This window comes from Acinetobacter sp. YH01021, from assembly GCF_013420255.1.
Classification (GTDB): domain Bacteria; phylum Pseudomonadota; class Gammaproteobacteria; order Pseudomonadales; family Moraxellaceae; genus Acinetobacter.
This window is the reverse complement of sequence record NZ_VOYO01000004.1, coordinates 153,466-178,294: the sequence shown is the minus strand read 5'-3', so window position 1 is coordinate 178,294 and position 24,829 is coordinate 153,466. Positions and strand designations below refer to the sequence as shown.

23 protein-coding genes and 1 riboswitch are annotated in these 24,829 nt (G+C 44.0%); of the genes, 10 read left to right on the top strand and 13 right to left on the bottom strand.

From position 1 onward, the window contains the following. Positions 1–37 precede the first annotated feature (37 nt). The 11 genes from pcaF to FTT86_RS05300 form a co-directional block, all read right to left on the bottom strand. The gene (pcaF, locus tag FTT86_RS05350) at positions 38–1,243 is read right to left on the bottom strand and encodes a 3-oxoadipyl-CoA thiolase (RefSeq protein WP_004731114.1); all 1,206 of its coding nucleotides are present in this window, start codon (positions 1,241–1,243) and stop codon (positions 38–40) included. A gap of 168 nt (positions 1,244–1,411) precedes the next feature. Then, positions 1,412–2,068, bottom strand: a complete 657-nt coding sequence (locus FTT86_RS05345; RefSeq protein ID WP_004731112.1) for a 3-oxoacid CoA-transferase subunit B — start codon at positions 2,066–2,068, stop codon at positions 1,412–1,414. Positions 2,069–2,087: 19 nt separating this feature from the next. Further along, the gene (locus FTT86_RS05340; protein ID WP_004731110.1) at positions 2,088–2,759 is read right to left on the bottom strand and encodes a 3-oxoacid CoA-transferase subunit A; all 672 of its coding nucleotides are present in this window, start codon (positions 2,757–2,759) and stop codon (positions 2,088–2,090) included. 37 nt (positions 2,760–2,796) lie between these two features. Beyond that, positions 2,797–4,017, bottom strand: coding sequence for a benzoate/H(+) symporter BenE (gene benE / locus FTT86_RS05335; protein WP_004894958.1), 1,221 nt, complete (start codon positions 4,015–4,017; stop codon positions 2,797–2,799). Between the two features lie 58 nt (positions 4,018–4,075). Further along, positions 4,076–4,861: a benzoate diol dehydrogenase BenD gene (gene benD, locus FTT86_RS05330; RefSeq protein WP_180086978.1), complete on the bottom strand. Its 786-nt coding sequence runs from the start codon at positions 4,859–4,861 to the stop codon at positions 4,076–4,078. Between the two features lie 17 nt (positions 4,862–4,878). Beyond that, positions 4,879–5,895 (bottom strand): benzoate 1,2-dioxygenase electron transfer component BenC, encoded by a 1,017-nt coding sequence (benC, locus tag FTT86_RS05325; RefSeq protein ID WP_180086979.1) that lies wholly within the window; start codon positions 5,893–5,895, stop codon positions 4,879–4,881. A gap of 90 nt (positions 5,896–5,985) precedes the next feature. Next, positions 5,986–6,477 carry a benzoate 1,2-dioxygenase small subunit gene (gene benB / locus FTT86_RS05320; protein ID WP_005096959.1) on the bottom strand — a complete coding sequence of 164 codons (492 nt, stop codon included), beginning with the start codon at positions 6,475–6,477 and terminating at the stop codon, positions 5,986–5,988. Further along, the gene (gene benA / locus FTT86_RS05315) at positions 6,474–7,862 is read right to left on the bottom strand and encodes a benzoate 1,2-dioxygenase large subunit (RefSeq protein ID WP_174894381.1); all 1,389 of its coding nucleotides are present in this window, start codon (positions 7,860–7,862) and stop codon (positions 6,474–6,476) included. The genes benB and benA overlap by 4 nt, the downstream gene beginning before the upstream one ends. 72 nt (positions 7,863–7,934) lie before the next feature. After that, positions 7,935–8,855, bottom strand: a complete 921-nt coding sequence (gene catA / locus FTT86_RS05310; RefSeq protein ID WP_005100210.1) for a catechol 1,2-dioxygenase — start codon at positions 8,853–8,855, stop codon at positions 7,935–7,937. A gap of 154 nt (positions 8,856–9,009) precedes the next feature. Next, complete coding sequence (gene catC, locus FTT86_RS05305; protein ID WP_004647036.1) at positions 9,010–9,300, bottom strand: muconolactone Delta-isomerase; 291 nt, start codon at positions 9,298–9,300, stop codon at positions 9,010–9,012. A 13-nt stretch (positions 9,301–9,313) separates the two neighbouring features. Then, complete coding sequence (locus FTT86_RS05300) at positions 9,314–10,423, bottom strand: muconate/chloromuconate family cycloisomerase (RefSeq protein WP_004647035.1); 1,110 nt, start codon at positions 10,421–10,423, stop codon at positions 9,314–9,316. Positions 10,424–10,538: 115 nt separating this feature from the next. Between FTT86_RS05300 and FTT86_RS05295 the strand changes: the two genes are divergently transcribed. The 3 genes from FTT86_RS05295 (at position 10,539) to FTT86_RS05285 (ending at position 14,484) form a co-directional block, all read left to right on the top strand. Beyond that, positions 10,539–11,450: a LysR family transcriptional regulator gene (locus FTT86_RS05295; RefSeq protein ID WP_180180753.1), complete on the top strand. Its 912-nt coding sequence runs from the start codon at positions 10,539–10,541 to the stop codon at positions 11,448–11,450. A 229-nt stretch (positions 11,451–11,679) separates the two neighbouring features. After that, on the top strand, positions 11,680–13,053 hold the full coding sequence (locus FTT86_RS05290) for an MFS transporter (RefSeq protein WP_121979963.1): 1,374 nt from the start codon (positions 11,680–11,682) through the stop codon (positions 13,051–13,053). 108 nt (positions 13,054–13,161) lie between these two features. After that, entirely contained in the window at positions 13,162–14,484 is a 1,323-nt protein-coding gene (locus FTT86_RS05285) for a DcaP family trimeric outer membrane transporter (RefSeq protein WP_180180752.1), read from the top strand. Positions 14,485–14,531: 47 nt separating this feature from the next. On the opposite strand, the gene FTT86_RS05280 is transcribed toward FTT86_RS05285, so the two are convergent. Further along, positions 14,532–15,953 carry a PLP-dependent aminotransferase family protein gene (locus tag FTT86_RS05280; RefSeq protein ID WP_180180751.1) on the bottom strand — a complete coding sequence of 474 codons (1,422 nt, stop codon included), beginning with the start codon at positions 15,951–15,953 and terminating at the stop codon, positions 14,532–14,534. Positions 15,954–16,331: 378 nt separating this feature from the next. Between FTT86_RS05280 and FTT86_RS05275 the strand changes: the two genes are divergently transcribed. The 4 genes from FTT86_RS05275 (at position 16,332) to FTT86_RS05260 (ending at position 21,110) form a co-directional block, all read left to right on the top strand. After that, complete coding sequence (locus FTT86_RS05275; protein WP_180180750.1) at positions 16,332–17,969, top strand: long-chain-fatty-acid--CoA ligase; 1,638 nt, start codon at positions 16,332–16,334, stop codon at positions 17,967–17,969. Positions 17,970–18,267: 298 nt separating this feature from the next. Next, complete coding sequence (locus tag FTT86_RS05270) at positions 18,268–19,290, top strand: flavin reductase family protein (RefSeq protein ID WP_180180749.1); 1,023 nt, start codon at positions 18,268–18,270, stop codon at positions 19,288–19,290. 42 nt (positions 19,291–19,332) lie between these two features. After that, on the top strand, positions 19,333–20,499 hold the full coding sequence (locus FTT86_RS05265; protein WP_180180748.1) for an acyl-CoA desaturase: 1,167 nt from the start codon (positions 19,333–19,335) through the stop codon (positions 20,497–20,499). Positions 20,500–20,759: 260 nt separating this feature from the next. Further along, positions 20,760–21,110, top strand: a complete 351-nt coding sequence (locus FTT86_RS05260; protein ID WP_004280391.1) for a hypothetical protein — start codon at positions 20,760–20,762, stop codon at positions 21,108–21,110. Between the two features lie 69 nt (positions 21,111–21,179). On the opposite strand, the gene FTT86_RS05255 is transcribed toward FTT86_RS05260, so the two are convergent. Then, positions 21,180–21,908, bottom strand: coding sequence for an HAD family phosphatase (locus FTT86_RS05255; RefSeq protein ID WP_044110867.1), 729 nt, complete (start codon positions 21,906–21,908; stop codon positions 21,180–21,182). Positions 21,909–22,187: 279 nt separating this feature from the next. On the opposite strand from FTT86_RS05255, the gene FTT86_RS05250 reads away from it, so the two are divergent. From FTT86_RS05250 to FTT86_RS05240, 3 genes are all read left to right on the top strand, one after another. Next, positions 22,188–23,081, top strand: a complete 894-nt coding sequence (locus FTT86_RS05250) for a LysR substrate-binding domain-containing protein (RefSeq protein WP_004280389.1) — start codon at positions 22,188–22,190, stop codon at positions 23,079–23,081. Positions 23,082–23,287: 206 nt separating this feature from the next. Beyond that, a riboswitch (guanidine-I (ykkC/yxkD leader) is annotated at positions 23,288–23,399 on the top strand. A gap of 28 nt (positions 23,400–23,427) precedes the next feature. Further along, a complete protein-coding gene (locus FTT86_RS05245) occupies positions 23,428–24,165 on the top strand; it encodes an urea amidolyase associated protein UAAP1 (RefSeq protein WP_180180747.1) in 738 nt (245 codons plus the stop codon). Between the two features lie 11 nt (positions 24,166–24,176). Then, positions 24,177–24,827 (top strand): urea amidolyase associated protein UAAP2, encoded by a 651-nt coding sequence (locus FTT86_RS05240; RefSeq protein WP_005266347.1) that lies wholly within the window; start codon positions 24,177–24,179, stop codon positions 24,825–24,827. Positions 24,828–24,829: the final 2 nt, after the last annotated feature.

The window sequence follows — 24,829 nt, the reverse complement described above, 5'->3', positions numbered from 1 at the left end:
TTAAAAAAGGGAGGAGGTTTATCTTTTTAATAGGTTGTTAGACGCGTTCAATAATCAAAGCGATGCCTTGACCGACACCAATACACATTGAACAAAGACCGTATTTACCGCCAGTTTGTTCCAGCTGGTTGAGTGCGGTTGTGACTAAGCGTGCGCCAGATGCACCAAGTGGATGGCCCAAAGCAATTGCACCACCATTCGGATTGACTTTCTCTGAACCATCTTCAATGCCAAGGTCACGAGTACAAGCCAAAGCTTGTGCTGCAAAAGCTTCATTCAGCTCGATCACATCCATCTGCTCTAAAGTCAGACCGGTTTGCGCCAGTAATTTCTTAATGGCAGGTGCTGGACCAAAGCCCATGATACGTGGTTCAACACCAACGACGGTTGAACCAATAATTTTGGCACGTGGTTTTAAGCCATGTTGAGCAATTGCTTCATCAGACGCGATCAACAGGGCAGCTGCACCATCGTTAATCCCTGAAGCATTACCCGCCGTTACCGTCCCCTCTGCTTTCACCACAGGCTTCAGTTTTGCCAGAGCTTCTGCAGTGGTAGATGCACGCGGATGTTCATCAGTATCGACAACCACCGGATCGCCTTTACGCTGTGGAATCACTACAGGAATAATTTCATTTTTATAGAAACCTTTGGCCTGTGCTGCTGCAGTACGTTGCTGGCTGGTCAAGGCAAACTTGTCCTGGTCTTCACGGTTGATGTTGAACTGTTCCGCCAGATTTTCAGCCGTTTGCGGCATGGTTTCTACGCCGTACATTTCTTTCAGTTTCGGATTGATAAAACGCCATCCCATGGTGGTGTCTTCAATCTTCTGGCTACGGCCATACGCCGTTTCTGACTTGCCCATCACGAATGGGGCGCGTGACATGCTTTCTACACCACCAGCAATAATCAGATTCGCTTCACCGGCTTTAATCGCACGTGCTGCCATTGCGATGGCATCCATCGATGAACCACACAGGCGGTTCACGGTCGTCGCTGGTACCTGATAAGGCAAACCTGCAAGCAGAGAAGACATACGACCGACGTTACGGTTGTCTTCACCGGCCTGATTGGCACAGCCATAGATCACGTCATCGACCTGTTCCCAGTTCACACTTGGATTACGTTCCATCAAAGCTTTAATTGGCAGCGCACCTAAGTCATCTGCACGGACAGGCGCGAGACCACCGGCATAACGGCCGAATGGGGTACGGATGGCATCGATAATATATGCGTTTTTCATTGTGTATTTGCTCACATATTTAAAAGAAGAAAACTCCTCCCTTTTTAAAGGGAGGTTGGGAGGGATTTAATGAAGTAGTTTTATTCCTCAAATCCTCCCTAAATCCCTCCTGAACATGTTTTAAAGCACTGCTTTTAAAACTAAGTGCAAGAAAGAAGGGACTTCCCCTTAATTTGATTGAGTCGCATCAATCAGTTTGGCACCAGTCAATGACTGCAATTCTTCAAATGACAGACCTTCAACTTTCTCAATCACTTTCATCCCTTCAGGGGTGACATCAATCACGCAGAGGTCGGTATAGATACGGTCGACACATTTCAAGCCAGTAGCCGGATACGTCAGTTCAGCCACGATTTTTGGCTCGCCTTTTTTGGTCACGTGGTCAGTCGTAATAAAGACTTTCTTCGCGCCCACAGCCAGATCCATCGCACCGCCGACTGCTGGAATTGCATCCGGTGCACCGGTATGCCAGTTAGCCAAGTCACCATTTTCAGCGACCTGGAACGCGCCCAGTACGGCGATGTCTAAGTGACCGCCACGCATCATCGCGAAAGAATCACCATGATGGAAGAATGAACCGCCTTCAAGTAAAGTTACGAATTCTTTACCAGCATTAATCAGCTCAGGATCGCGGTCTTCTTCAGCAGGAGGAGGACCGAAAGCCAACAGGCCATTTTCAGAATGCAGGAAGACGTCTTTATCGCTTGGCAGGTAGCTGGAAATCTTGGTCGGTAAACCAATACCGAGGTTCACATAAGCGCCATCAGGAATATCTTGTGCCACACGTTCAGCGATCTGGTCACGGGTCAGTTTGCTATAGCTCATTATTTATCTCCGATGCCAATTATTGTGCAGGTTTAACTTGAACAACGTGTTGAACAAAAATTCCCGGGGTGATGATGTGTTCCGGATCCAGTGCACCCAGTTCAACCACTTCAGAAACTTGAGCAATCGTCACATCCGCAGCCATCGCCATAATCGGGCCGAAGTTACGCGCAGATTTACGGTAGACCAGATTGCCCCAACGGTCGCCTTTAGAAGCTTTAATTAAAGCAAAGTCAGCTTTAATTGGATTTTCTAAAACGTAGTCTTTACCTTCGTAGTTCATGGTCGGTTTGCCTTCAGCCAGCAAAGTACCAAAACCGGTAGGCGTGTAGATTGGACCTAAGCCCATACCTGCTGCCTGAATACGGCAAGCCAGATTACCTTGCGGCACCAGTTCCAGTTCGATCTTGCCTGCACGATAGAGTTCGTCAAATACCCAGGAATCTGACTGACGCGGGAAAGAACAGATAATTTTACGCACAGCGCCCGCTTTAAGCAGTTTCGCCAGACCATAATCGCCATTACCGGCATTATTGTTGACAATAATCAGGTCTTTAATACCCAATTCGATCAGACCATCAATCAGTTCAGCAGGCTGACCCGCTGTACCGAAACCACCGATCATAATGGTAGAACCGTCCTTGATCTGGGAGAGTGCTTCTTTCAATGATAATGAACTTTTATCTATCATAATCTGGTCCTTACATATCCTAAACTGATGGATGTCTTTAAACTCGTTTTGAATCTGATGCTGTAACCGGAACTGCGTTACGGTTTTTCTGTGACAGCAGAAAATGTGCTACCAGGCCAATGCAAATTCCCCAAAAGACTGAACTCAGTCCCAAGAAATGCATGCCGGAAGCAGTCGCTAAAAAGGTGATCAGTGCTGCATCACGTTGCGACTCTTTGCCCATGGCCACGGAAATGTTGGTGGCAATCGCACCCAGTAATGCCAGTCCTGCCAAAGCCGCAATTAATTCTTTGGGCATCAGGCTAAAAAGCATGACAATGCTGCCGGCAAATAAGCCGCCTAAAATGTAAAAAAGCCCATTCGCCACACCAGCGATATAACGCTTTTCTTTCAGCTCGTGGGCATCTTTCCCCAGACACAAAGCAGCTGTGATCGAGGCCAAGACAATCGTGATACCACCTACACAGGCCACTGCAAGCGAGGCAATACTGGTTGCACTAATAATTGGCTTGGCGGGCATGTCATAACCACTGAGTTTGATAATCGCCATTCCCGGTAAAAACTGGCCAGACAGGCTGACCAGAATGAGCGGGAGGGCCAGATTCAGGGTTGAACTCCAGGTCCATTCTGGTGCAATAAATTGCGGAATTGCCAGACTAAAATCTGCCGTGACCGGGTTAATCTTGCCCAGTAACATACTTAAAACCACACCGGCAACCAGTACCCAGACCATCGCATAGCGTGGACTGAAACGCTTGGCCAGCAAAAATACCGCCAGCATGCCAAAGACGATATAGGGCATGGTATCGGTCGCGGTAAACAACCCTAAACCAAACTGCAGTAAAATCCCCGCCATCATTCCGGCAGCGACTTCCTGAGGAATCCAGGACAGCAATTTGTCGAAATAACCGGTGATCCCAATGAAAAAAATCACCACGGCAGAGGTGATATAGGCAGCAACCGCTTCATTGAGCGAAATATCGGGAAACAGCGTGACTAATAAAGCCGTTCCGGGCGCAGACCAGGCGGTGACAACAGGTATTTTGTATTTAATCGATAAAAAGATACCTGCGAGTGCAGCACCAATAGAAATTCCCCAAATCCATGAAATCATCATGTCTGGGGAAACCTGGGCTTGCTGTGCCGCCTGGAAAAAAATGATCAGTGGCCCTGAATAGGAAATTAGCACTGCTAAAAATCCTGCAACAGTCGCTGAAATTGACCAATCATTTTTTAATGTCTGAAACAGGGTATTCATTGGTGATGTGCCTCCTTGCGTCGAACCATGAGCCTGTTAAAAATCGTGATGATCAGGACTAGCCCTGATCTCCACCGCCGACTGGTACCACTGTACCTGTCATATAAGATGATTCATCCGAAGCCAGGAATACAATTGCATTCACTTGCTCCTGAATCGTACCGTAGCGTCCCATGAAAGTACGGTCAATGGTCTGATCAACCACTTGCTGCATCCATTCCTTTTCAGATTCAGTCAGTGGATTGGCATTGCGCGGTACTTTACGTGGTGGTGCTTCAGTGCCACCCGTTGCCACTGCGTTAACGCGAATACCATCTTTGGCATGTTCAAAGGCAAGGGAAGCCGTCAGGCCATTTACGCCACCTTTAGACGCTGAATATGGCACACGGTTAATGCCGCGTGTCGCAATAGAAGATACGTTTACAATGGTACCTTTCTGATTTTTAATCATTTCCGGAAGAACTGCACGGCAGCACCACAGCGTCGGGAACAATGAACGGTTCACTTCCTTGATAATTTCCTCTTCAGAAAATTCTTCGAAAGGTTTCATCCAGATCGCGCCACCGACGTTGTTGATCAGGACATCGACACGGCCATAGGTTTCTAGCGCTTTTTCAACGACTGATTGAGCACCGGCAAACGTTTCCAGATTGGCTTTGACCGTAATCGCATCACCGCCAGTCGCTTCAATTTCAGCCAGAACTTCTTCTACATAAGGGGAAAGGTCAGCCATGACGACTTGGGCGCCTTCGCTCGCCACTTGCAGCGCGACACCGCGACCGATGCCTTGAGCGGCACCGGTCACAATGACGACTTTATTTTCAAATCTTTGACGGTTAGACATTGAACAAATTCCCTCTATTAGTTGGCAGAGAATTTTTCAAACAGGAAGCTTGCAGGTTTAACGCCTTCAGCATCTAACCAGCCGCGAACCGCTTCTACCATTGGTACTGGACCACACAGGTAGACATCTACATCACCGTCATTCAGCCATTCATTTTCGATATGACCGGTCACATAGCCTTTACGCTCATGTGCAGATTCTGGGTTAGCAACCACTGTGCGGTATTCAAACCACGAGAATTTGTCTTGCAGTTCGTTCAGTTTTTCAATCGCTACCAGGTCAAAGTCATTGGTCACACCAAATACTAAACGCACTGGATGCTCTGAACCTTTTTCTTCCAGCACTTGCAGCATCGACATGAATGGTGCGATACCTGTACCACCCGCTAGCATCAAGACAGGGCGGGTCACAGGGCGCAGGTAGAAGCTACCAAATGGACCAGTAAAGGTCATTTTGTCGCCAGCTTGGGCATTTTTGCTCAAGAATTCACTCATTTTCCCATTCGGTACATTACGTACTACGAAACCAGTCAGACGATTACCCGGTTTTGAGCTGAATGAATAAGAACGGGTCTCTGTGGTGCCTGGAATTCCGACATTGACATATTGACCTGCTAGGAAGTGAATGTCTGGTTGACCTTCATCTAACTGGATATCAAAAGTAATGGTTGAATCAGACAGGTTTTCGACACGAGCCAGCGTACCCTGGAATTCATGAATTTCAGTTTTGCAAACTTCTGAAGAGGCCTGAATCTGGAACACTGCATCTGAAGTCGGTTTACATTGACAAGCCAGAATATAGCCTTCAGCGGCTTCTTCAGGTGTTAGTGCATCTTCAATATAGGTTTCTTCAGGCATGTCAAATGAACCTGATTCACAAAACGCACGACACGTTCCACAAGCACCATCACGGCAGTCCAAAGGAATATTGATCTTTTGACGGTAAGCTGCGTCTGACAGGGTTTCTCCGTCAGAAACAGAAATAAAACGTGTAACGCCATCTTCAAATTGAAGTGCAACATTGTGGTTTGACATGGCTGAATATCCTATATAAATCTTTGTAACTGAGCCTTTCAGCCAATTTTCCATCTGACCGAAAGGCATAACCTGGCTGTATAAACAGTCTTAGAGGTGATAAATGTCGATAACCTGGTTGATGTAATCGTTTTTCAGTACCACATATTTGCTTAAAATCTGCGGTTTATCGCCTGAGAAATCAATTTCATAACGAGACATACCGAAGTAGCTGTAACTTGTTTTGTAACGGAAGCTCAAAGTATTCCAGTTAAAACGTACAGTCACTTTGTCGCCATCACGTTCAACAATTTCAATATTGCTGAGGTTATGGCAGGTCCGTGTGTCCGGCATGGTTGCAGAGGAACGTTCAGTCTTGATCCGGAACACACGGTCTTCTAAACCTTGACGGTCCGGGTAATAAATCAACGAGATTTCAGACTGTGGATCTGTGGTCAGCTTGTCGTCGTCATCCCAAGCTGGCATCCAGAAAGAAGCAGTCGGGGCATAACAGGTTAACCAGTCATCCCATTGCTCATCGTCTAAAAAGCGTGCTTCTTGATACAGGAACTGAGCAATATTTTCTAAAGTGATGTCGCTCATGCGTTTTCTCCTTCAGTGGATGCTGCAATTTCTTTCTCAGTCGCAATACCTTTTTTGATCAATTCTAACCAGTACTGGTGCTGAGACAGGTATAAACCTTCATCTTCAGTTTTAATACCAGACAGTTTTGGTTTTAAACCGATTTCATTGGCAGCATCATCCGGACCTTGAATCCAGTGTTTAGAACCACGGCACATGTCGTTCCATTCCAGCGCGATACCGGCATAACCTGCCTGACAGGCACGGAATTCTTCAAGATCGTCTGGGGTTGCCATACCTGAAGCGTTAAAGAAATCTTCATACTGACGGATACGACGGGTACGCGCTTCAGGCTCTTCGCCTACAGGTGCGATACAGTAGATCGTCACTTCAGTTTTATCGACAGAAATCGGGCGCAGGACACGGATTTGTGAACCGAACTGATCCATGAAGTAAACGTTTGGATAGATACACAGGTTACGTGAACGTTCGATCATCCACTTCGCCATGGCTTCGCCATATTGCGCAGTGTATTCATCTTTCTTGGCAAAGTTAGGACGGTCTTCCGGGTTAGCCCATTGCGTCCAAAGCAGCATATGACCGTGTTCAAAGCCGTAAGAACCACCGCCTTGTTTGCCCCATGCGCCTGCGCTCATGGCACGGATGTTGTCACCCGCCTGTTTTTCTTTACGTTGCTGAGTGGTTGCAGCATAGTTCCAATGTACAGCAGACACGTGATAACCATCAGCACCGTTTTCAGCAGTCAACTTCCAGTTACCTTCATAGGTATAAGTCGAAGAACCACGTAAAACTTCCAGACCTTGTTCAGACTGATCCACGATCATGTCAATGATTTTGGTCGCTTCACCCAGGTATTCTTCCAGAGCAGGGACATCCGGATTCAAGCTGCCGAACAGGAAACCTTTATAGCTTTCAAAACGCGCAACCTTTTTCAGGTCATGTGAACCGTCTTTGTTAAAGCAGTCTGAATAACCCGCTTCAGCCGGATCTTTAACTTTTAATAACTTGCCGGAGTTATTGAACGTCCAGCCATGGAATGGGCAAGTATAAGTTGCTTTATTGCCTTTCTTGTTACGACACAATTGAGCACCGCGATGCGAACAGGCATTGATCATGGCATTCAGTTCACCTTGACGGTTACGTGCAATGATGATCGGCTGACGACCAATATAAGTAGTATAGAAGTCGTTATTGTTTGGAATCTGGCTTTCATGTGCCAGATAAACCCAATTGCCTTCAAAGATGTATTTCATCTCAAGGTCAAACAGGGCCTGGTCTGTAAATACTGAACGGTGTAGTTTAAATTCACCAGATTCATAGTCATCCACCAGTAGTTCGTCAATGCGGTCTAAATGGCTGGTGTTAATTACGGGAATACGAGGCATGTCCTTTCTCCGACTTTCCAAGGGGGAAGTCAGCGGGATATATCTCAAGGCAATATCCCGCTTCTTAATGTATTAAGCGCTAGCGCGGCGACGATCAACTTCAGTAGAAGGTGCGTCTTGTTTCTCTTTCACGAGTTCAATATCAAATTGAATGTGTTTGAAAGGACCGTTTAGACCACGTTTTGCAATTTCAGCTTCATCAGTCACGTCAACCGCAGTTGCAACCAAGCCTTCACGAGTAGCGAATGCAAAGTCATCCCACAGGTATTGGTCGCCTTCAATATTGAATTGAGTAGTCAGCTTGCGGTAACCCGGTGCAGATACGAAGTAATGTACGTGCGATGGACGGTTACCATGACGGCCTAACTTGTCCAGTACAAACTGAGTTGTACCTTCTGGAGGGCAGCCATAACCTACTGGCATTGTCGTCAATGCAGTATATTGACCATCGGCAGCGGTAATGATGCTGCGACGCAAGTTAAAGTCAGACTGTGACTTGTCAAAGAATGAGTAGTTGCCCAGGCTGTTTGCATGCCAGATTTCAACTTTGGCACCTTCAACACGGTTGCCGTCAGTATCCGTCACTGTACCTTCAATGATCAGCGTCGGGATTTTGCCTTCTTCAGAACCATCATCCATACGTGCAAAGCTTACAGTTTCAGGTGCGCCAGCGACATAAAGTGGACCTTCAATCGTACGTGGCGTACCGCCAGTAATGCCTGCTTTAGCATCCGCTTCATCAGCACGTAAGTCTAGGTAGTGCTCCAGACCCAAACCTGCAGCCAATAAACCTAATTCGTTCGCTTGGCCGGCATCAGTAAAGTATTCCAGCCCTTTCCACAGTTCTGACTGGGAAATATCAAGATCTTCGATCGCTTGGAAAAGGTCACCCAATAAACGCACAACAACTTGTTGTACACGTTCATCTACAGGACCTGTCGCTGTATCAACGTTCATTTGCTTAACTAATGCATCAATTTCTTGGCGATTCATACTATTGCTCCTAAAGTATGTCTTTCATCTTTTAGTGGCGCACTTTTTTAGCTTTCATTGGCTGGCTAAATCTGGCTGGCCACAATCCTTGTTGAGGTACCCTCTGTTTTCGATTTGGAAGAGGAATCCGGTGACTCCCAATCCGCTCATTCAATCAACTGTCGTCATCTCGAACTGAAGATGGGTGACGGTTTAATGCCATTACTTCAATGTTCATATAAGGATAGAGAGGCAAGCCTTGTAACAGGTTGTGCAACTCTTCATTGCTTTCAACATCAAAAATACTGATGTTTGAGTACTGGCCCGTGATGCGCCAGATATGACGCCATTTGCCTTGACGCTGCAATTCCTGTGAATAAGCCTTTTCAACAGCCTTAATTTCGTTTGCCTGTTCAACTGGCAGATCACGTGGAATGTTTACATCCATACGTACGTGAAAAAGCATGGGTTTCTCCTAATTACTGACGACGCAAGTTGTCAATCTTGTTTTCATCCAACTCAATCCCCAGACCTGGCCCTTTCGGAATCTCAAGTTCAAAGTTTTGATAGTTGAGCGGGGTTTTCAAAATATCTTCAGTCAGCAGTAGAGGACCAAACAGCTCGGTACCGAACGCCAGACTTTCAAAAGTAGAGAACACATGTGCCGAAGCAATCGTGCCCACAGGGCCTTCCAGCATGGTGCCGCCATACAGGTCAATACCTGCAAGTTTGGCAATCTTGCCTACTTCACAACCTTCAATCAGGCCACCCGACTGGGCAACTTTGACTGCAAAAACAGATGAACCGTTTTGTTTGGCAATCTCATACGCTGAGTGCGGGCCCATTAACGATTCGTCTGCCATGATGGCAACATCAAAACGTCGGGTCAGACGGCGCATGGCATCCAGGTTATCAATTGCACATGGCTGTTCAATCAGATCAACACCGCCATCTTGCAATAACTGAATGCCTTTAATCGCTTCCAGTTCTGACCAGGCACGGTTCACATCCACACGGATTGAAACGTCTTTGCCTAAGGCCTTCTTAATTGCCAGCACATGTTCAACATCTTCTTCTACCGGACGCGAACCGATTTTGAGTTTGAAAATGTTGTGACGTTTTGCCGCAACCATTTTCTCTGCTTCCGCAATATCTTTTTCGGTATTGCCAGAAGCCAATACCCAAAGAACTGGAATACTGTCACGTAAGCGACCACCGAGGACTTCGCTTAATGGCAAACCTAAACGTTGTGCCTGAATGTCTAAAAGTGCAGTCTGAATCGCACATTTGGCAAAACGGTTACCATTAATATTCTTTTTGATTGCTTGTAATGTCTGTGCAACATTTAAACCGGATAATGTTTTTAAAAGAGGCGCAAAATAAGTTTCAATATTAACTTTTACGCTTTCCGGGCTTTCATCACCATAACCTAAGCCACCGATCGTTGTTGCTTCACCCCAACCGATGTAACCATCTTCAGTGGTGATTTTGACCAATACCAGGGTCTGGGTTTGCATCGTCGCCACTGCCATCTTGTGAGGGCGAATGGTTGGAATTTCTACCAGCAAGGTTTCAACTGACTTATACATAATTACGCTTCACATTCTTGCTTTAATGTTTTGACTTGATATACCTTAAAAGAATAATTTTGATTGGTCTAAGATCGATTTAGCATTTTTTTATACTTTAAAGGTATGCAGGAATATGGAACTCAGGCATTTGCGTTACTTTGTCGCAGTCGTCGAAGAACAAAGTTTTACCAAGGCGGCAGAAAAACTGTTTATTGCTCAACCACCTTTAAGCAGACAAATACAAAATCTGGAACAGGAACTGGATATTCAGCTCTTTGAAAGAGGTAGCCGACCGCTTAAGACCACAGAAGCAGGTCAATTCTTCTACCAGCATGCGGTTAAACTTTTGTCTAATGCGGAAGAAATAAAATCGATGACCAAACGGATTGGTATCGCGGATCGCACCATTAGTATTGGTTTTGTTGGCTCGTTATTGTTCGGTTTGCTATCGCGTATTGTGTTTTTATTTAAGCAGCAACATCCCCAGCTCAAAATTGAGATGGTTGAAATGAATACTTCAGAGCAGATTCAGGCACTTAAGGAAGGGCGGATTGATGTCGGTTTTGGACGCTTGAGAATTTCAGATCCAGCAGTGAAACGGGTGTTGCTGCGTGAAGAAAGACTCATGGTCGCTGCGCATTCCAGCCATTTTCTCTCGCAACGAGATGGCGTGAACCTAGCTGAACTGGTGGATCAGCCACTCTTTTTATACCCGAATAATGGTAAGGCAAATTTTTCGACCCAGGTGCGCGGTATATTTTCCGAGTATGGACTAGAGCCGAAAAATATCCGTGCAGTCAGTGAATTGCAACTGGCGCTGGGTTTTGTGGCTGCTGGAGAGGGTGTTTGTATCGTGCCGGAAAGTGCCCAGAATATTCGTCTGGCACATTTAAACTTTATCCCTTTATTAGATGAATTTGCGGTCAGTCCGGTCTTTATGGCGATTCGTAACATGGATGAAAGTGAATATATTCGTTATCTGTTTGATGTGGTCTATCAGGTCTATGATCTTGAAGCGATTAAATATGATCGTGCGGTGTTTTAAACAAGATTAAAAACTTTTTAGATGCTATATAAAATAGGTGAAATTATTATTTAATGACTGAATTAAAGTCGTTTTATTTGGATGAATATCATTAAGGCATAGTAAATAAAGCCTTTTCTTGAAGGCAGACTTTATAGGTATAGAAGTATGCCTATTCAGTTTTGGACATTTATGGACATCTTCTGCATTGTGAATCTCATAAATTGAACTTCACAATTAGGAGGTGAAGATGTCTACAAATAAAGTGAATATAAATACGCTGATCGATGAAGCAAAGTTCACACCTTTTCATTGGGGTGTTTTGATCTGGTGTTTGCTGATCATTATTTTTGACGGTTATGACCTGGTCATCTATGGGGTGGCATTGCCGCTGCTGATGCAAGAATGGTCGTTAAGTGCAGTGCAAGCTGGAATGCTGGCTAGTACTGCCTTATTCGGAATGATGTTTGGTGCCATGAGTTTCGGTACATTGTCCGATAAACTCGGCCGTAAAAAAACCATCATGATCTGTGTGGCTATTTTTAGCGGCTTCACATTCATTGGTGCCTTTGCCACATCACCAATCGAATTTGGAATCTTGCGCTTCTTGGCTGGTTTGGGTATTGGCGGGGTCATGCCTAACGTGGTCGCTTTGATGACCGAGTATGCACCTAAACGTATCCGCAGCACCTTGGTTGCGTTGATGTTTAGTGGTTATGCCATTGGCGGGATGACTTCTGCGCTACTCGGTGCATGGTTGGTGCCGCAATTTGGCTGGAAAATCATGTTCCTGCTTGCCGGCATTCCATTGCTCATCTTGCCGATTCTATGGAAATATCTGCCAGAATCCCTGATGTACCTGACCAACAAGCAACAGACGGCTCAAGCACACACGATTATTCAGAAAATTTCTCCGACACAGGTCATTACCAGTGATACCCAGCTTGTCCTGAATGAAGTGCAAAAGGGTGATGAAGCGCCATTAAAAGCCCTGTTCCAACAAGGCCGTAGTTTTAGTACCTTCATGTTCTGGCTGGCATTCTTTATGTGCCTGTTGATGGTCTACGCATTGGGTAGCTGGTTGCCAAAACTGATGATTCAGGCAGGTTACTCGCTAGGTGCCAGTATGATCTTCCTGTTCGCACTGAATATTGGTGGAATGGTAGGTGCCATTGGTGGGGGATATCTCGCAGATAAATTCCATATCAAAAAAGTGCTGACCATCATGTTCTTCTGCGGTGCCATTGCCTTGATTCTGCTTGGCTTTAACAGTCCGCAATTCGTACTGTATACCTTGATTGCTGTGGCAGGTGCTGCAACGATTGGCTCTCAAATCCTGCTTTATACCTTTGTGGCGCAGTATTATCCATCGACGGTACGTTCTACCGGTATGGGCTGGGCATCAGGTATTGGACGTATTGGTGCAATTGTTGGGCCGGTACTCACTGGTGCTTTATTAACCATGAATTTACCGCATCAAATGAACTTCTTTGCAATTGCGATTCCTGGCGTAATCGCTGCGCTGGCAATTTTCCTGGTGAACTTAAAAACTTCCGTAGATGGCCAAGCCCTTGCAACACCTGATGTGAAGCCGAATCCATTGGCAAAAGAAGCGACACATTAAGTTAGATTTCAATCAATAAAGATAATATTCCCAATGATATAGATCGCCATCGTAACGGGTGGTGATCTGTTGCTAGAATCGAAACGCATAATAAAAAGCGAGTTTAGGATGAACACGACACAATTATTTAATCAATCAACAATCACATTTAAGCGCACAGTTCTGATTAGCATGATGGCAATGAGTTTAGGGGGCATCAGCTTATCGACTCAAGCACAAACCTTCGCTCAGTCGAATCAGCAGGAAATTGAACAACTTCGCCAAGAAGTTCAGGCCTTACGCGCACTGGTTGAGCAACAGCAAAGACAGACGGCCGTGGTCACAGCACATGTTGCAGCAACACCCGCTCCAGCAAGCAAACCTGTCATGAAAATTGCCAGTGGTGCCGAATTTAATCTTTATGGCAATATTCGTGCCGATGCCTCTTATCAGGCTGAAGGTGGTTCAGCAGCACGTATGTATAACCAGATTAATGCTGTACCTTTAGAAGGTGTCGGTGAGCGTAGTGATGAATTTAAATCTACTCTGGCTGCAACCCGCTTAGGCATGGATTTTAAAGCACCAGTCGGTGCTGGAGATAAAGCTTTAAGCGGTAAAGTTGAAGTGGATTTTCTGGGCGGCGCGAGCTTTGATAACTTGCGTATCCGTCATGCTTATATCAGCTATGCCAACTGGTTGATCGGTCAAACCTGGTCGAACTTTGCAGTACCAGATTATATTCCAGAAACTGTAGATGCATTGGTTTATGCTGGCGGTTCAATTAAACGGACGCCACAAGTTCGTTATACCAGCACAATCAGTCCTGAAACCAATCTGGTATTTGCAGTAGAAGATCCAAAAGATGCAACCATTACTGGTATTAAACAGCGCCTACCTGCTTTAACAGCACGTTTAAATCATAAATTTGCTGATAATCTTACAGTCAGTGCCCGTGCGATGGGGAATGAAAAGCGTGTCAATGAAGATGAAAAAACTGCATGGGGTGTAGGTATAGGTGCGAAATATGAGTTTGTTCCAGGCACTAGCCTTAAGGCAGATTATTATCATGTCAAAGGTGATAGCAGTTTTGTCTCTTATGCAAATACGGGTGTGATTACCGCTGCAAATGGCGATTTATTACAAAGCGAATTTGATTCAATTTCAGTTGGCCTGACTCAGCAGTTTAATGACAAATTGCGCGGTACCTTGGGTTATGGCTATATGAATTTTGATGAAGATCAGGCTTATATCAATGCAGTCACTGACAAGACCAAAGCCAATAAAGACTTATGGCAAGCTTGGGCTAACGTGTTCTATAGTCCAACCAAGCCTTTAAGTTTCGGTCTCGAATATGTCTATGGTGAACGTGAAGCTTTGGCTGCTGCTACACCAAATGGCAGCACTACAGGTGAAGATAACCGTATTAATGCGGTTGCTATTTACAACTTCTAAGACTCCTTTCATAAGAAAGTCTGATCTGTAACAGAAGCGTGGATGAATTAATCCGCGCTTTTGCTATTTTGAAGAATGGTTTCTGTCAGCAGATTGACTGCATTTTCAATATTGGCTGTCCATTCAAACGAACAATTCAGCCGAATATAATGTTGGCTGGTAGGCTCAGGCTTAAACAGCAGTGCAGGGGCAACTGAAATATGTTGTTGAAGCAATTGTTCATAGAGCTGCTGGGCATCAACTTCTTTAGGTAATTCAATCCAGAGAAAATAACCACTGGAATAATAATAAATTTCACAGATGCTTCCCAAACGTGCTTTGAGTTCCTGATAAAATTTCTTTTTATATTTTTCCAGATGCTGCCTTAAATGCCGCAAATGTTTTTCATAATGATGATGTGAAATAAATTCGACCAGCGCATTTTGAAGTAAGGGACTGACTGTTAAAGTGCTCATGAGCTGTAAGTGCTGAATGGCATCGGAAAATGGGCCGGCATACACCCAACCGACGCGTGCACCCATCCCCAGCGTTTTCGAAAATGAGGCGCAGTGCAAAACCATCTGATGCCGATCAAAATATTTAACCGGTAGCGGTTTGGATGAACCATAATTTAATTCCTGATAAACATCATCTTCGATTAAATACACCTGATATTCATACAAGAGTTCCGCAATTCTTTGTTTGATTTCAGAACTGACGGTAAAGCCAATCGGATTATGGGCATTCAGCATCAGCCAGCACACCTTGATCGGATACTGTTTTAAAGCCTGTTCAAATGATTCCAGATCAAAGCCAAACTGTGGATGTTCCGGAATCGTAATCACCTGTAATCCCAGACGCTCGGCTGCCTGCCAGGCACCATAAAATATGGTTTGCTGTAGCAGAATAAAATCACCGGGTTGGGTTAAGGCCTGTAAAGACAGATTCAGTGCTTCTAGTGCGCCGGACGTAATGACAATGTCATCTGGATTGCAGGTAATCCCTTGCAATTGATAACGGTTGGCAATCAGTTGCCGCAAGTCCTGATTACCAGGCGGCATATGGTTCTGATTGTTATAACTGCTTTTTCTTTTGGCCTGCTGCGCCAGAATCTGCATAAATTTAGCGTTATATAACAACTCTGCATTGGGAAAGGCAGAACCAAAAGGCACAATCTCGGCTGACTGAGTCGATTTTAAATAATTAAATACCACCGAATTGATTTGAATTTTAGGATTTAAACCAATCTGGACGGACTGTTTGTTATTGAGCAGCGCTTGAGTGTGTTCTGCAACGTAATAGCCTGATTTGTCTTTGGCATAGACCAGCCCTTGTGCTTCAAGTTCTTGATAAGCATTGAGTACCGTCATCAGGCTATAACCAGATAATTGGGTCTGTTCGCGAAGTGAAGGTAATTTTTCATGTGCCTTCCATACGCCATTTTCAATCATCTGACGAATATTTTGTGCCAGTTTTTCAGACTTATACATATACTTTCTTGAACTAAAACTGTTCTAATTATTTTGATTTATAGCATATTTTAGGATGCTTAATATAACAAAAGGGAGGAATAGGATTATTGACATTCTATTTTTAAGCTTGAGTCTTGATGCAAGACAATTAAAGTGAAAATCAGGTCTCAAATTTTCTGTGGAAATTTTATCTCTACATAAATCTTATTCCAATTTTTATACGCCTCAGTCACTTGGCTTAATTTGTCACAATTCGATACTTACAAAGTTAGATTTCCTTGCTAAATTCAATCCACATGATGATAAAAAGTAAGTTACGGTTTTAGACCGAGCCATCATGCAACTATAAAAACGATATGCAAATATGGATCAATAACAAGCACAAAGGAGTGGAGAATGCTCGGAAATATGATGTTTCAGCCTTTACTGATCAGCAGCATGATTGAACATGCAGGACGCTATCATGCCGATACCGAGGTAATTTCCAAAAATACCGATACCAGTATTACAGTGACCAATTGGGGAGAAATTCACCAAAACTCGAAACGTTTTGCCAATGCATTACAACAACTCGGCTTGGCGCAGGGAGATCGGGTCGCGACTATTGCCTGGAATAATCATCGCCATTTAGAGTCCTGGTATGCCATTTCTGGCAGCGGCCTGGTCTGTCATACGATTAACCCGCGCTTATTTCCGGAACAGCTCATTTTTATTATCAATGATGCTGCGGATCGCGTGGTGCTGTTTGATAAAACATTTGTCCCTTTAATTAAAGCCGTGAAAGCGCTGTTGACCTCGGTCGAGCATTTTATCTGTCTGGATGCGGCTGATCCGGCAGTTAGAGAAGCGATTCCAGAAGTTCAGTTTTATGATGATCTGATTGCCGGCCAAAATGCAGATTTTGAGTGGCCAATAATTGATGAAAACTCAGCAAGCTCTCTGTGTTATACCTCGGGAACTACGGGCAATCCCAAAGGTGTGCTGTTTAGCCATCGCTCTACAGTATTACATAGCTATGCCATCATTTTACCTGATTCCTTAAATGTCTCGGCTGCCGACATTATGTTGCCTGTGGTGCCGATGTTCCATGTGAATGCGTGGGGCACACCGTATGCCGCTGCGATGGTGGGATGCACTCTGGTCCTTCCTGGACCGGGCCTGGATGGCGCCAGTCTGGTCAACCTGATTGATAATTATCAGGTTTCGGTAGCACTTGGTGTGCCGACCATCTGGCAGGGTTTGATTGCCGCCGCAAACCAGTCAGGCTCCAAACTGGAAAGCCTAAAACGGAATGTAGTAGGTGGATCGGCATGTCCACCGGCCATGCTAAGAGCTTTCAAAGAACAGTTTAATTGTGAAACGATCCATGCCTGGGGCATGACGGAAATCAGTCCACTGGGTACAGCGAATCAGCTCAAGACCAAACATTTGCATCTGTCTGATGAAGAAAAATTGCAGATTCGTCTGTCCCAAGGTCGTCCTCCGTTCGGGGTTGACCTACGTTTGACCGATGCAGAAAAAGGGACGCATGAAATTGAACGTGATGGACAGACCACAGGAAATTTACAGGTCAAAGGGCATTGGGTCATCAGCCACTATTTCGGCAAGGAAGAGTCAGCTTTGACTGCTGACGGTTGGTTTGATACCGGTGATATTGCTACGCTGGATCAGGATGGTTTTATGAAACTCAGTGATCGTTCTAAAGATCTAATCAAGTCTGGCGGAGAATGGATTTCATCGGTGGAGCTGGAAAATATTGCCATGGGACATCCGGAAATTGCGATGGCTGCCGTGATTGCCGCCCAGCATCCTAAATGGGATGAGCGCCCGGTATTGATTGCCATTAAAAAACCGGACAGCCAGCTAAGTGAAACTGATTTGCTAGATTATTATGCGGACAAGGTAGCCAAATGGCAGATTCCAGACCGAGTCGTATTTGTTGATGCGATTCCACTCAGTGGTACTGGTAAAATGCTGAAAAAAGATCTGCGTGAATTATATGGTACTGTGCTTTTGGAGCAGGCAGCAGGTTAAAGCGTCATTTAATCTGAAAATCCCAACCTGAAGTCAAAAAGCTGATCTCGAATAGAGGTCAGTTTTTTTATGTACAGACTAAGCAGCGTTGTCTGTTTAAAAATGCTTTTTCTCAATCCATATAGTCTTGATCGCTACTTTTAGATGATATTGTCCGACAAAAAGTCATATTATATGGCTTAGGCACATAATTTGACCTGTATTGACATGGTCTGAATGTGAGAATTCTTTATCCTGAGCAATATAATAATTAGACAGTTGTACATTAATGAAACTGTCTGCGGATAAGGGGATAAAAATGACAAGCATGCCAACCTATCAGCCGCATTGGATCCGGGAAGATTTCATTGATTTTATTGGTGAAAAAATCCATCCAACCTGGGCAATCAAAAAAGTTAAGGCTGCCGTTATGGGCATTCAAGCCATCAGTCCTGACTTTTTCAAGATTCACTTACGTCCAAATCATAATTTTAAAGCCAAGTCATTTCAGGCCGGCCAGAATATTGCAGTGACCGTCAAACTTGATGGCGTACGTCATCAGCGACATTATTCTGTAGTGACGGTATTAAAAAATGGCGATCTGATCATTGCGGTTAAACAGCAGGGCAAAGTGTCACGTGCCTTAAGTCTGATGCAAATTGGTGCCGTGATAGAAATTTCACAGCCGCAAGGTGAGTTCACATTGCAAAAATCCACGCAGCTGATTTTATTCCTGGCTTCAGGCAGTGGTATTACCGCCATTTACTCCTTGCTGCAAAAAGCAGTCATTCAATCTCTGGAACAGATCGACCTGATTTATTTCACTCGAGATGATGCCTTTCATGCTGAACTGAAAACATTGGCTCTTATGCATCCAAACTTGAAATATCACCATTTCAATACTGTGGAACACCAGCAGCATCTGACCCAGAGCTTATTGCAAAAGCTGGTGCCAGACTTTGCAGAACGAAAAATTTATGCTTGTGGCTCCGCCGGGATGATGAAGGCCTCACTTCGCATCGTTGATAAACTGGAATTGAAATCCAATTTTCATTCGGAATATTTCCAGGTTGTGGTCGATGAAAAAATTAAAGCACAGCCGGTACAGTTTTTAAGATCGCAGCAAGAGTTTCAGGCGCAGTCCAATTTACTGGAAAGTGCCGAAAAGTCGGGCTTGCGACCAGCGCATGGCTGCCGGATGGGCATCTGCAATACCTGTTCCTGTACCAAGGTCAGTGGTTCGGTACGAAATGTCCTGACCGGTGAAATTGATCATGGTAATAATACCCAGATCAAACTGTGCATTTCTCAGGCAGTGAGTCCTGTGGTGATTAATTTATAAACTATTGATAAGCCATTAATTAAACTATAAGAAGGTGCTCCCATGAATATGCAAATTGATTTTAAACGACATAGCAAAAGCCAATTTCTTAGTCCTGAACAGATTGAGGAATTCGGTGCCAAAGTCGATGCGATCCGCCGCGAGGTCATGGATGATCTGGGGGAAAAAGACGCCGAATATATTTATAAAATCCGCAACTTTGTCCGCTATAGCGAAATTGCCTCACGTGGCATGCTGATGTTTGCCGGCTGGTTGCCACCGGTATGGCTGGCAGGGACAGGTCTGCTCGGTCTTTCCAAAATCGTGGAAAATATGGAACTCGGCCACAATGTCATGCATGGCCAGTTCGACTGGATGAATGATCCGAGTCTGAACGGAGCGACCTATGACTGGGATACGATTTCAACCGGCGATGACTGGAAATACACGCACAACTATATTCATCATACTTATACCAATATTGTCGGGATGGATCATGATGTGGGTTATGGGCTGATTCGAGTCAGTGAATCGCAAAAGTGGGAACCACGCTTTCTGTTCAATATTCCACTGGGCATTCAGTTAATGGTATTTTTCGAATGGTATGTTGGCCTGCAACGCCTGCATCTGGAAGATGTGATTGCCTATAAAACCAAGACCTGGAAAGAAGTCTGGGAAGAAGCAGCACCTTTACGCCAGAAAATGCGACGTCAGGTGTTAAAAGATTATGTATTTTTCCCGATCATTGCCGGGCCAAATGCCATTCCGGTATTTACCGGAAATGCGGTGGCCAATGTGATTCGCAGTCTATGGGCTTCTGCCGTCATTTTTAACGGTCATTTCACTGAAGATGCTGAAACCTTTGAAATGGATAATACCGACGATGAAACCCGTGCCGAGTGGTATCTGCGCCAGATTCGTGGTTCGAGCAATTTTAGCGGGACGACCTGGCTGCATATTTTGAGTGGTAATTTGAGCCATCAAATTGAGCATCATTTGTTCCCCGACATGCCCGCCAATCGCTATGCGCAGGTTGCACCAAAAATCAAAGCGCTCTGTGCAGAATATGGCATTCATTATAACGAAGCCAGCTTTATGAAACAGTTTTCTACAGTGTGGGTAGGTCTGGCTAAATGTTCTCTAACGAATCACTGGACTGAGCAGGTGGTTGAAAAAACCCATGCTGCTAAATCTGTTTTCAACTACTTTAAAGCGAAACTATTGTCATAATTTTTAAGCATTACTTATTTTACCGTTTTGGTACTCTTCAATAGATTTGGATGGTCTATTGAGGAATTTTTTTTGATTTTTATCAGATTCAATATCATTAGAATAATCCTGTTTATGAATAAAATATGGATACAGATTTCAAAAAATGACGAAAGCAAAACAGATCCAGTACTGCTGAAACGCTTTGCCTACAACAACCTGCTTCAGCCCTAAGGGCTTCTCTCTATAATGGCCGCGTCGTTACACTTAAGGTCTCAGTTTTGAAACATCTTAAATATTTTTCAGCAATTCCATTATTAGTACTTTTAACTGCTTGTAACACCACTGAAGCACCCGCACCAGATTATCAGGGCAACTGGAAAAACACCGTGGAAAATCCAAAACTTGAAAATATTCTGGTTATTTCAAAAAATGGTGAAAATTATCTGATTACCAATACGATCAAAGATAAGGAAACCGGTAAAACCGAGAAAAAGAATCCAATGCCCGCTGCAGTGAACGAAAATGGCATGCTTCAGTTGAACGCAGGTGCAGGTATGGTCGATTTTGCAATCGATGAGAAAACCGGAAATCTGGTTGGTTCAGGCTCAATCTATAAAAAAGCCAAATAGTCAGCAAGATTTTTAAGCCACAAATAGTATTCAAGATGTCATGAACAAGGATGCTTCATGGCATCTTTTTTAGTGGATGTTGTTATTGAATGAACTTAATAATTCAGCAAAATTTTCGACATAATAATTTGCTTTGGCTTTGATCAAATCTATTTCATGAGCGGAGTGCTGGTCATAAATTCCCACTACCTCGATGCCCGCATGATTTGCTGCTTCTACACCGACTAGAGAGTCTTCAATAATTAGACATTCCTCAGGTCGAAGGTTAAAGGCTTGCAAAACATTCAGATAAACTTCGGGATGAGGTTTAATGTTCTGGACATTTTCACGGGTGAGAATCAAGGAAAAGTCCTCATCAAAGCTGATTTTAGAATTAATATTTAGATTGTTATCCTGATAGCGCTGTACATTGAATAAACTGGTGGTGGTGGTCAAAGCCAGAGATATCTGTTGCTGTTTTAAAGCCTGAATCAGGAGGTCTGCCTGAGGTTTTAACTCGACGATATAATCAAGAAAATGTCGGGAAATACTATAACGACGATTTTTTACTTCTTCTTTAGCTGGTTCAAAACCGTATTGTTCTTTTAAAAATCCACAATATTCCAGATAAGGATCTGACATATGTCTCAAGGCGGTAAGTTGAAGATCGCGCTGTTGCTGAATCTGAATCTCATGTAAATCGACTTTTCTGTTGGAGAGCTCGTCAATCAGGGCTGCATCTACCTGATTCCAGATGCCTACAGAATCAATCAACGTACCATCTAGATCAAAACAGACCAGCTTTTTATCCTGAAACATATAAGATTTCTCTGTATTTTTACCATTTATTCGGTGGGGCTGAGTATATCGCATACGATTTAAATGTTTAACTGACCTGAGCAAACTGGTTGTAAATTTTGCACTGGAATACTTTTTAATGAATTTATTCATCTGGTAAAAGTATTTTTTATGGAAAATTACAGCGAGTTTAATCCTGAAAATAGTGGCAAAGTGTTATATTTTAATCTGACCATAAATGAACTTATGCGGATGAAAGACCTGTCCGAATGAGGAGAAAGTTAAAGGAAATGTATTTCTGTGTTTGAACTTGACTGTAAATTGCTCAGTATTTTTTATTATGTCTATAAATTTAAAAACGTATCTCAGGCAGCCGATCATTTAGATATGAGCCAGCCTGCGGTGAGCAATCTGCTGAATAAAATTCGCCAGCATTATGGTGATCCTTTATTTTTACGTATTGGCAATGAAATGCTGCCGACAGACCTGTCCAAACAGCTCTTTCCCTTGGTCAGCGAAGCACTGAGCAAAGTTGAAGCCATTAATAACTTTACTATCAATTTTGATCAGGTCACTTCACAGCAGCGCTTTACACTGGCAATGACTGATGTATCGCATCTGGTACTGTTGCCAAAAATTTCACAGTATCTGAAGCAGCATGCGTCCCATATCCGTCTGAATGTGCGTCCGATTACGTCAGAAACCAGCTATCAAATGGCCAATGGCGAGATTGATCTGGCTTTGGGCTTCTTGCCAAATCTGGAGAATGGCTTTTATCAGCAGAAACTGTTTGAGCAATATTATGTAGTGATCGCGGCGAAAGATCATCCGCGGCTCACGGGTGACAGCATCACGACCGAAGAGTATTTACGTGAAACGCATATCGATATTGATGCCGGGATGGGGCATTACCATATTGAAAATGAATTGCTGAATCTGGAACTTAAGCGTGACATTCTAATGCGTCTGCCAAGTTATCTGGGAGTCGGACTGGTAGTGCAGGAAACCGATGCGATTGCGACCGTGCCTTATTATTTGAGTGAAGTCCTGTTATCACGTGGCAATCTCAAGATCTTTAATGCGCCAATTGCGTTCCCGACCTATTCCGTAAAGCAGTATTGGCATATGTCTTGTCATCATAAAACCAGCCATCAATGGTTACGCAATATGCTGCATGAGATTTTAAGTAAATAACTCTACAACTTAAATAGTTTGATTGAGTTCTCATCTCTAGATTTTAAACTCCCGGTTCAAGCCGGGATTTTTTTATTTTGGTACATCTTGATGCCTTTTTCAGAGCCTTGCACCTGAAGTGATCAGTTCCATCTCAAAAAAAAGTATTACGAATATAAAAAATAGTATTACCAGTTTGGCACGTCCTTTGCATCTATCTACTCAATCATAAAGTGATCTAGGGTTCCGATACATGAAGATTCATGTAGGTCTGCGACCGAGAGTTCACGGCTTAAGTTTCAAGCTCAAGCTACACGGAGGGATAAAAGCCCGGGAGGTAAACCGTACAAGATTGGGATGGATGCATATGAGCACAACTACTTATCACGAAGATCAAGTCCTCTGGACTGAACGTTTACCGGGTGGACACCACTGGTCAGCACGCATCCAGCGTGGCGCAGTTTTACAACTTAAATCTTTAGGCGCAAATGCCAATGTTTCACTGTTTTGTGTGAATAGCGAAGATAAGCTTGAAGCCTATAACATGCCAGACAGCTTAAAAGGTCAACACAGCGCATTTTTAAGTACAGGGCACATTTTGGCGTCTGATTTAGGTCGTGCGATGATCTCGATTGTTAAAGATGACCATGGTTGGAATGATGCCTTTTGTGCGCCAAGTACCGCACCGCAAATTGGAGCACAGTTTGGCACGAAGACCTTCCAGGATGCCCGCAACGACATGTACCGCAATGCTAAAGACAGCCTACTTTTAGAGATGACCAAATTTGGTTTATCTGCGACGGATCTGAGTAATACCTTAAACCTATTTTCAAAAGTTGCACCGGATGACAACGGCAACTTGTCTTATGTCGTATCTGATAATACCGATCAAGTGATTGAACTACGCTTTGAAATGGATTGTTTGGTGTTTTTATCCAGCGCACCACATGCACTCGACAATTCTAATGAATATGCACCAGCCGATATTCAGCTCTCACTCTTTAAAGCACTGCCTTTAGGCGACACCGATGTCTGCCGTGACTCATGCCCGCAAAATCAGCGTGCGTTTCAAAATAATAACCGCTACTACGCTTTAACTGCTTAAGGGGAATGATCATGACTGCACTCGTAAATCTAGAAAAATCAGTACTTAGCGAAGTTTGTCCTGCCGGTGAAGCATGGATGTGTGAAGTCAAAAAAGGCCAGTATTTCCGTATTGTTGATCTTGAAGGTAATCAAGCGGTGGATACTTTGTTTATTTCCGCACATAACCCTGAAGAGCGTTATAGCGCAACCGATACTTTGGCGATGAACCGTCAAATTTATCTAGAAAAAGGTACGACTTTATATACCAACTTTGGCAATAAAATTGCGAGTATTCATGATGACAACTGCGGTCGCCACGATACTTTAGGCGGTGCATGTTCATGTGAAAGTAACACAGTCCGTTATGCGCATGATAAATATCCAATGCACAGTTGCCGTAACAATTTCATGATTGCATTGTCACAACATCCGATTGCGAAAAAGCATGGTCTGAATGTGCGCCATATCGGTCCAAATATTAATTTTTTTATGAATGTACCTGTAACTTCAGATGGTCACCTGAAATTTGATGATGGGATTTCTGCACCGGGCAAATATGTGGAAATTAAAGCTGAGATGGATTTGATTGTGTTGATCTCAAACTGCCCACAACTGAATAACCCATGTAATGCCTATAACCCAACAAAAATTCAACTGATTGTCCGTGAAGGCGAGGTATAAGA

Bases quoted from the DNA above. Each gene is read 5' to 3' on its own strand.
- pcaF (WP_004731114.1), bottom strand. From the start codon at position 1,243: ATGAAAAACGCATATATTATCGATGCCATCCGTACCCCATTCGGCCGT.
- FTT86_RS05345 (WP_004731112.1), bottom strand. From the start codon at position 2,068: ATGAGCTATAGCAAACTGACCCGTGACCAGATCGCTGAACGTGTGGCA.
- FTT86_RS05340 (WP_004731110.1), bottom strand. From the start codon at position 2,759: ATGATAGATAAAAGTTCATTATCATTGAAAGAAGCACTCTCCCAGATC.
- benE (WP_004894958.1), bottom strand. From the start codon at position 4,017: ATGAATACCCTGTTTCAGACATTAAAAAATGATTGGTCAATTTCAGCG.
- benD (WP_180086978.1), bottom strand. From the start codon at position 4,861: ATGTCTAACCGTCAAAGATTTGAAAATAAAGTCGTCATTGTGACCGGT.
- benC (WP_180086979.1), bottom strand. From the start codon at position 5,895: ATGTCAAACCACAATGTTGCACTTCAATTTGAAGATGGCGTTACACGT.
- benB (WP_005096959.1), bottom strand. From the start codon at position 6,477: ATGAGCGACATCACTTTAGAAAATATTGCTCAGTTCCTGTATCAAGAA.
- benA (WP_174894381.1), bottom strand. From the start codon at position 7,862: ATGCCTCGTATTCCCGTAATTAACACCAGCCATTTAGACCGCATTGAC.
- catA (WP_005100210.1), bottom strand. From the start codon at position 8,855: ATGAATCGCCAAGAAATTGATGCATTAGTTAAGCAAATGAACGTTGAT.
- catC (WP_004647036.1), bottom strand. From the start codon at position 9,300: ATGCTTTTTCACGTACGTATGGATGTAAACATTCCACGTGATCTGCCA.
- FTT86_RS05300 (WP_004647035.1), bottom strand. From the start codon at position 10,423: ATGTATAAGTCAGTTGAAACCTTGCTGGTAGAAATTCCAACCATTCGC.
- FTT86_RS05295 (WP_180180753.1), top strand. From the start codon at position 10,539: ATGGAACTCAGGCATTTGCGTTACTTTGTCGCAGTCGTCGAAGAACAA.
- FTT86_RS05290 (WP_121979963.1), top strand. From the start codon at position 11,680: ATGTCTACAAATAAAGTGAATATAAATACGCTGATCGATGAAGCAAAG.
- FTT86_RS05285 (WP_180180752.1), top strand. From the start codon at position 13,162: ATGAACACGACACAATTATTTAATCAATCAACAATCACATTTAAGCGC.
- FTT86_RS05280 (WP_180180751.1), bottom strand. From the start codon at position 15,953: ATGTATAAGTCTGAAAAACTGGCACAAAATATTCGTCAGATGATTGAA.
- FTT86_RS05275 (WP_180180750.1), top strand. From the start codon at position 16,332: ATGCTCGGAAATATGATGTTTCAGCCTTTACTGATCAGCAGCATGATT.
- FTT86_RS05270 (WP_180180749.1), top strand. From the start codon at position 18,268: ATGACAAGCATGCCAACCTATCAGCCGCATTGGATCCGGGAAGATTTC.
- FTT86_RS05265 (WP_180180748.1), top strand. From the start codon at position 19,333: ATGAATATGCAAATTGATTTTAAACGACATAGCAAAAGCCAATTTCTT.
- FTT86_RS05255 (WP_044110867.1), bottom strand. From the start codon at position 21,908: ATGTTTCAGGATAAAAAGCTGGTCTGTTTTGATCTAGATGGTACGTTG.
- FTT86_RS05245 (WP_180180747.1), top strand. From the start codon at position 23,428: ATGAGCACAACTACTTATCACGAAGATCAAGTCCTCTGGACTGAACGT.
- FTT86_RS05240 (WP_005266347.1), top strand. From the start codon at position 24,177: ATGACTGCACTCGTAAATCTAGAAAAATCAGTACTTAGCGAAGTTTGT.